Origin of the sequence: Pollutimonas bauzanensis (assembly GCF_040393045.1) — a bacterium.
Taxonomy (GTDB): domain Bacteria; phylum Pseudomonadota; class Gammaproteobacteria; order Burkholderiales; family Burkholderiaceae_B; genus Pollutimonas; species Pollutimonas bauzanensis_A.
Map to the genome: position 1 here is coordinate 1 of NZ_JBEBUX010000186.1, position 5870 is coordinate 5870.

A 5870-nucleotide genomic window follows, 5' to 3' on the forward strand; every position below is an offset into this window, starting at 1 on the left:
CGCTACCAGTACAATTCACCCTCGGCAGCCGCGGCACAACTGCGCTGCCTGCAAAAAGTCCGGAAGCGGCCCACAACCTTGGGGCGCTATCCGTTGGTACGCTGCGCCTGCCTACGCGCCCACAGCGAGCCTTGAACCGATACGACCCATACCCGGTATTGTCGAGTCGTTCCGACGAATGCTTCATTGTTACGGTATAAAACTCAACGAAAGGTATTTCATGTTCAAGCGACTCAAAGTGCTTACAGGCCTTATGGCCTGCGCCCTTGTCAGCGCGGCTGGCCTAGCCCACGCCGCCTATCCCGAACGGCCCATCAATCTGGTCGTACCGTTTCCACCAGGCCAGGCCACTGATATTTTTGCCCGCATGGTGGCAGAAGCACTGGCCAAAGATGTCGGGCAAGCTGTCATTGTTGAAAACAAGGCGGGTGCGGGAAGCAATATCGGTATGCAGTATGTCGCCCGGGCCAAGGCAGATGGCTATACCCTTGCAGTGGGTGGCAGCGCCGGCGCCGTCAACCAGACGCTGTACAGCAATCCCGGTTATTCGTTGAAGGACGACTTTATCCCGGTGGGCGGGATATTTACCGTGCCGCTGATTTTCCTGGCCAATCCAAAGAGCGGCATCAATTCCCTTTCTGACCTTATCGAGCAGGCCAAGGCCAAGCCCGACGACCTTGCGTATGCGAGTGCCGGTATTGGCGGAACGCAACATCTGTCCGCAGAAATGCTCAAAGCCGACGCCGGTATTGAGTTGCGCCACATACCTTACAAAGGCAGCGGCCCAGCCCAGGCGGACTTCTTGGGCAACCATGTGCCGCTGATGGTCGACTCAGTCACGGCTGCCCTGCCCCATGTGAAATCCAAAAGTGCCGTAGCTTTGGCTGTAACCACACGCGAACGTGTCCCGCAATTGCCGGACGTACCTACCGTGGCCGAATCGGGCTATCCGGATTTTGAAGCCGTTGGCTGGGCAATGATCTTCGCCCCGGCCGGCACGCCTGACGATGTGGTCAAGTATCTGAACCAAAGAATCAACGCAATCCTTGAATCACCCGAGATGGCGAAGGCGCTCGGTGAGCGTGGGGGCCAGCCACTCGTATACTCGCCAGAAAACGGACAGCGTTTCGTCGCCGACGAGGTCGTGAAGTGGGGCAAGGCAGTGAAGCGTTCCGGCGCCGCTATCGACTAAGCGACGTTCGATAGCGATTCCTAAAGCCCCAGCGCGAGGCCGTCCTTTCGGTGATCCGAGGCGGCCAGGTATCCACCTTGCTCCAGACGCATAGCCATTTGGGCGCTGCCGAATTCCAGGTTAAAACGCGGGGCAACCGTCACAGGATGCCCGTAACTACGCAGTTGCTCTATGACCTCTGGCGCGGTGTTCCATTCAACGGCCACGCCGACGTTATCATCCTGAATACGCCAGCGCGGAGCATCGGCAGCAGCCTGCGGATTCTGACCAAAATCAGCCAGCCGGCTGACCATTTGCACATGCCCCTGTGCCTGCATGGAACCGCCCATGAGACCAAAGCTCATGTGCGGCGCCCCGTTCTTCATCAGAAAACCAGGAATAATCGTATGAAACGGCCGTTTTCCGGGCGCGACCACATTCGCATGGCCAGGACGTGTACTGAATCCCCAGCCGCGATTTTGCAGTGCAATACCCGTCCCGGGCACGACCACGCCAGAGCCGAATCCCTTGAAGTTGGACTGGATCAGTGAAATCATGGTGCCGTCCTTGTCGGCCGCCGTCATATAGACGGTACCGCCAACATGCGGCGAACCGTGCCGCGGCGCACTGCAACGCTGCGGGTCGATCAAGCGTGCACGCTCGGCCAAATAACCTGGATCGAGCAGCTGGGCGCTAGATACGTTCATATGCCTGCTGTCTCCAACATACTCATACATATCGGCAAAGGCGAGCTTCATCGCTTCGATTTGCAGGTGCAGACACCGTGCGCTGTCACACTCCTGGCCCGCGATGTCGAAGTTATTCAGAATACCCAGCGCCATCAGTGCCCCTATTCCTTGTCCATTCGGGCCGATTTCCATCAGTTCGAAGTCACGATAGCGCATCCCAATCGGGTCTACCCAGTCGGCGGTATGGTTAGCCAGGTCTGCTTCGGTAAAGTAACCGCCGGTATTACGCGCATGGGCAACAATCGCTTGCGCCAACGCGCCTCTGTAAAAAGATTCTCCCTTACTAGACGCGATTGCCTCCAACGTTTCCGCCTGTCCTGGACACCGAAAGCGCTCGCCCGGCAAAGGTGCGTGCCCGTTGGGCGCAAATGTCTCTGCAAATCCCGGCTGGCTGCTAAGCTTTGCCACTTGCTTTTGCCATTGGCGATGCACGGTAGGCGAGACCAGGAAGCCGTCACGCGCGTATCGTATTGCAGGTTCGAAAAGGTCTTCGAAAGGCAAAGAGCCAAACCGCTCCCACAATGCCCGCCAGCCCGACACTGCGCCGGGAACAGTCACACTACCCCAGCCGATCTCATCCATTGCAGCTTTGCCGGCGAACTGCGCTGTTTCCCACGCAGCAGGCGCCCGCCCGGATGCGTTCAAGCCTTGAAGCTTGCCGTCTTTCCATACGATGGCAAACAAATCGCCACCGATGCCGTTCATGCACGGCTCCACAACCGTAAGTGTGATGGCCGTCGCCAACGCGGCATCTACAGCGTTGCCACCACGTGCGAGCATCAGCAAGCCAGCGCTGGCTGCCAGCGGTTGCGATGTGCTGACTACGTTATCGGCAAGCAGCGGCATGCGTTGAGATGGGTAAGGCAACTGCCAAAATGGCATTTCAGGTATGGGCACGGCGAACCTCAATGACTGTGAAACTGAAACTCCCAGGCCAGGGCTTGGCCGGGCTTGCGGTTGTGCTTCAGGACGACTTAACGGAAATACCAAGCTCTTTCATTCGTTTAAGCCAGAACGTTTGTTGATCCAAGATGAACGGATGCAATGCGCTGTTTTTAAGATCGGACACCTGGAATCCATGCATCGAGATGGCCTGCTTGAATTTCGGATCCTTCTTGGCGGCTTCCAGCACCTTAGCGAGCACCGCAATATGCTCTGGCGGCGTGCCACGAGGCGCCATCAGAGCAAACAGATTGGCGACCTCCAGGCCGTGTACGCCCAGCTCCGTCATGGTCGGCACATCGGGCAATACCTCAAGACGCTTGTCCGATGCAACACCGAGCACAGTGACATTGTCATTACGGATATGCGGCAACGAGCTGGTTACGCTGTCGAACATGAAGGTCGATGTACCGGAGATCACTTCAGGAATCGCCTGGCTGCTGCCCTTGTAGGGAATCTGCAAGGCATCAACCCCTGCCTGTTCCTTGAAGATTTCGCCTTCGAGATTAGAGAGAGTGCCAGCGCCCATTGAGGCATAGTTGTATTTCCCCGGGTTCTTTTTCAGGTAGGCCACCAACTCGTCCAACGACTTGAGTCCAACCGTGGTAGGCGTCACAAGAATATGCGGCGCACTGGCAATCGCTCCGACCGCAGCGAAATCACTATCAAGCGCAACACTCTGCTTGCCGTTAAACGCCTCATAGATCGAATTCGACATAATCGACGAAATATACAATGTATAGCCGTCAGGTTTTGCCTGTGCAGCTGACTGCATCCCTATCATTCCTCCCGCACCCGGGCGGTTCAGCACAACCACTGATTGTCCCAGTCCGGCAGTCATACGCTGGCCCAGCTCTCTGGCCAGCACATCGGTGGCGCCTCCAGGTGGGAACGACAGAACGATCTGGATGGGTCGAGCCGGAAACTCGGCTGCCTGCACCGCACTTGCGAGCGCCAATATACCTGCCGCCCCTACCGCTTTCGTGAGCGCTTGCCGCATGAAACCGCGGACAACGGGTGGCAGGCCTGGCAGTTGAAATGGTGAGTAAGAAAAAGTCATGTTTCCTCCATGATAGGAACCGGCTAGTCTGAGGCTAGTCTATGATTTGAATTTTTAGCAGTCAACATCAATAATTAGCACCACGATTTCCTTTTTTGGAATCCACTTAATGTTAAGTACCGCACACCGCTATTTCCTGGAAGTTGCTGCGACCGGCAGCATCAAACGCGCAGCAGCGCGTCTGCACATAGCATCTTCCGCGCTTAGTCGACAGATCAGTCGGCTAGAGGAAACCACGGAGGCACGTCTGTTCGAACGGCGACGGGAAGGCATGGTGCTAACCCAGGCGGGCGAACTGCTCGCAGATCACGTACGACGCGTCGCCATGGATTCCGACGGTGTCTTGCGTCATATCCGCAACCTTCAACATGTCGCGCACAGCACCATCCGCATAGGCACCAACGAAGGCGTGGCGCACAACCTGCTGCCCGACGTCCTTGCGCAATACCGCCAGCAATATCCCGAGGTGACCTTTCAGGTGCGTGTAGGTTCGCCCGGTTTCGTTCAGCGGTGCTTGCGGGAAGGAAGTATCGACATCGGCTTAATGTTCAGTCTGAAGCCAGGTAGCGATGTCGAGGTGCGTCATGAAATTCCGTCGCCAATATGCGCCATCATGGGCAAAGGCCACCCCCTGGCCGATCACACCAGGCTAGAGCTGGAAGATCTCAAGAACTACCCTCTTGCCATGACTGACTCCGGAACCACTGTGCAGTTGCTGTTCGACGTACTGTCCTCCGGTGGCGACGGATCCCACTTCAACCCGGCATACTCAAGCAATTCTTCTTCTCTTATTCGCGCCTTGGTCGAAGGCGGCCATGCGGTAACCCTGGCGGGGGAAATTACCCTATGCCACGCCCTTGCTCAAGGCTCGCTGATTGCCGTGCCACTGGCGGACGAGGCATTACCGACACGCAGTCTTCAGGTGCTGACAGCCGAAAAAGGCACTTTGAAAAATAGCGTTGAGCGTTTTATGACGCTTCTGATCGCGGCCTTGCAATGCCATGACCGCGCCGCCCGGGTGCGATAGCGTGCTTGCGGTTCCCTCAGTTCGTCGGCGGAACAGGGCAGCTCAAATCGCCTTCTTCGCACAATAAATAAGCTTTCAAGTCCTTGACTCGAGTCTGGGTAAGACCATCGCGACACATACTGATTAGCATCGGATACGCACTACCGTCTTGCGAGCGAAAGCTGGAAAAACCGCACTCGGCATCACGAAAAGCAACCCAGGCCTTTTGCGCAGCGACTAGCTTCTTCACTGCATCGGGCTGATCGCTCAGACGGCCCCGGATGTCTTTATAGAGTTTGTTTAGCTCGGCGTCCGACTTCTTGTAGTCTTTATCAGCGCACTCGTTCAGTGTAGATTGCGCGCTCGCGTTGGCACAGTCAACAGCGTGAGCTTGTGACATGGACTCCACGGGCGCGAGGCCAAAAAACACCAACACAATGAATACGAAAGCCCGCATGAAGTTCTCCGTTACGCTTTGCACAATCCAACTCAGAAACTATACGCCAGTATGGTGCCAGCCGATGTAGGTGTCAAAAGCCGCGTCGACTGTCGCCATCAAGCTGTCTCTGGCAGCGACGAGCCGCTCGTGATCCAGAAACGCGGTTGCCTGCAGTGGCAAGAAGCGCAGCGTATTCAAACCCACGCAGCCGAGCGCTGCCGTCATATAAGGGGTTAGGAAATCCGGCTGGTTGGCACGGTCACCGGTGAAAACACCCCCTGAGGCGATGCCAATGAATACGGGGCGATCTTGCAACAAACCTACCTTCCCCGCCGGTGACGAAGAAAATGTACGTCCGATCCGCAGGATCTGGTCGATCCACGCCTTGAGCACCGAAGGTACAGTGAAGTTGTTCATCGGCGTGCCAATGACCAGCACGTCGGCGGCTTCGACCTCCTGGATTAATTGTTCCGATAGCTGCACTGCCCCATTCGATAGCCCAG

7 protein-coding genes are annotated in these 5870 nt (G+C 56.6%); 3 read left to right on the forward strand and 4 right to left on the reverse strand.

Translation table 11 applies throughout. The features are described from left to right. Both ABWO67_RS18800 and ABWO67_RS18805 read left to right on the forward strand, forming a co-directional pair. On the forward strand, positions 1-200 hold a 200-nt coding region (locus ABWO67_RS18800), incomplete at its 5' end, for a hypothetical protein (RefSeq protein ID WP_353154706.1). A gap of 20 nt (positions 201-220) precedes the next feature. Continuing rightward, positions 221-1192 (forward strand): Bug family tripartite tricarboxylate transporter substrate binding protein, encoded by a 972-nt coding sequence (locus ABWO67_RS18805; protein ID WP_353154708.1) that lies wholly within the window; start codon positions 221-223, stop codon positions 1190-1192. A gap of 20 nt (positions 1193-1212) precedes the next feature. Here ABWO67_RS18805 and ABWO67_RS18810 read toward each other — a convergent pair whose 3' ends face one another. Together ABWO67_RS18810 and ABWO67_RS18815 are read right to left on the reverse strand one after the other, a co-directional pair. Beyond that, a complete protein-coding gene (locus tag ABWO67_RS18810; RefSeq protein WP_353154723.1) occupies positions 1213-2802 on the reverse strand; it encodes a gamma-glutamyltransferase family protein in 1590 nt (529 codons plus the stop codon). An 82-nt stretch (positions 2803-2884) separates the two neighbouring features. Beyond that, entirely contained in the window at positions 2885-3922 is a 1038-nt protein-coding gene (locus ABWO67_RS18815; RefSeq protein ID WP_353154711.1) for a Bug family tripartite tricarboxylate transporter substrate binding protein, read from the reverse strand. Between the two features lie 109 nt (positions 3923-4031). Here ABWO67_RS18815 and ABWO67_RS18820 point away from each other — a divergent pair, with 109 nt between their 5' ends. Continuing rightward, positions 4032-4949, forward strand: a complete 918-nt coding sequence (locus ABWO67_RS18820; RefSeq protein WP_353154714.1) for a LysR family transcriptional regulator — start codon at positions 4032-4034, stop codon at positions 4947-4949. Positions 4950-4965: 16 nt separating this feature from the next. On the opposite strand, the gene ABWO67_RS18825 is transcribed toward ABWO67_RS18820, so the two are convergent. Both ABWO67_RS18825 and ABWO67_RS18830 read right to left on the reverse strand, forming a co-directional pair. Continuing rightward, positions 4966-5328, reverse strand: coding sequence for a lysozyme inhibitor LprI family protein (locus tag ABWO67_RS18825; protein ID WP_502930056.1), 363 nt, complete (start codon positions 5326-5328; stop codon positions 4966-4968). Between the two features lie 96 nt (positions 5329-5424). Continuing rightward, positions 5425-5870: FMN-dependent NADH-azoreductase (locus ABWO67_RS18830; RefSeq protein WP_353154720.1), on the reverse strand; the 446-nt coding region annotated here is incomplete at its 5' end.

Bases quoted from the DNA above. Each gene is read 5' to 3' on its own strand.
- ABWO67_RS18805 (WP_353154708.1), top strand. From the start codon at position 221: ATGTTCAAGCGACTCAAAGTGCTTACAGGCCTTATGGCCTGCGCCCTT.
- ABWO67_RS18820 (WP_353154714.1), top strand. From the start codon at position 4,032: ATGTTAAGTACCGCACACCGCTATTTCCTGGAAGTTGCTGCGACCGGC.
- ABWO67_RS18815 (WP_353154711.1), bottom strand. From the start codon at position 3,922: ATGACTTTTTCTTACTCACCATTTCAACTGCCAGGCCTGCCACCCGTT.
- ABWO67_RS18810 (WP_353154723.1), bottom strand. From the start codon at position 2,802: ATGCCATTTTGGCAGTTGCCTTACCCATCTCAACGCATGCCGCTGCTT.
- ABWO67_RS18825 (WP_502930056.1), bottom strand. From the start codon at position 5,328: ATGTCACAAGCTCACGCTGTTGACTGTGCCAACGCGAGCGCGCAATCT.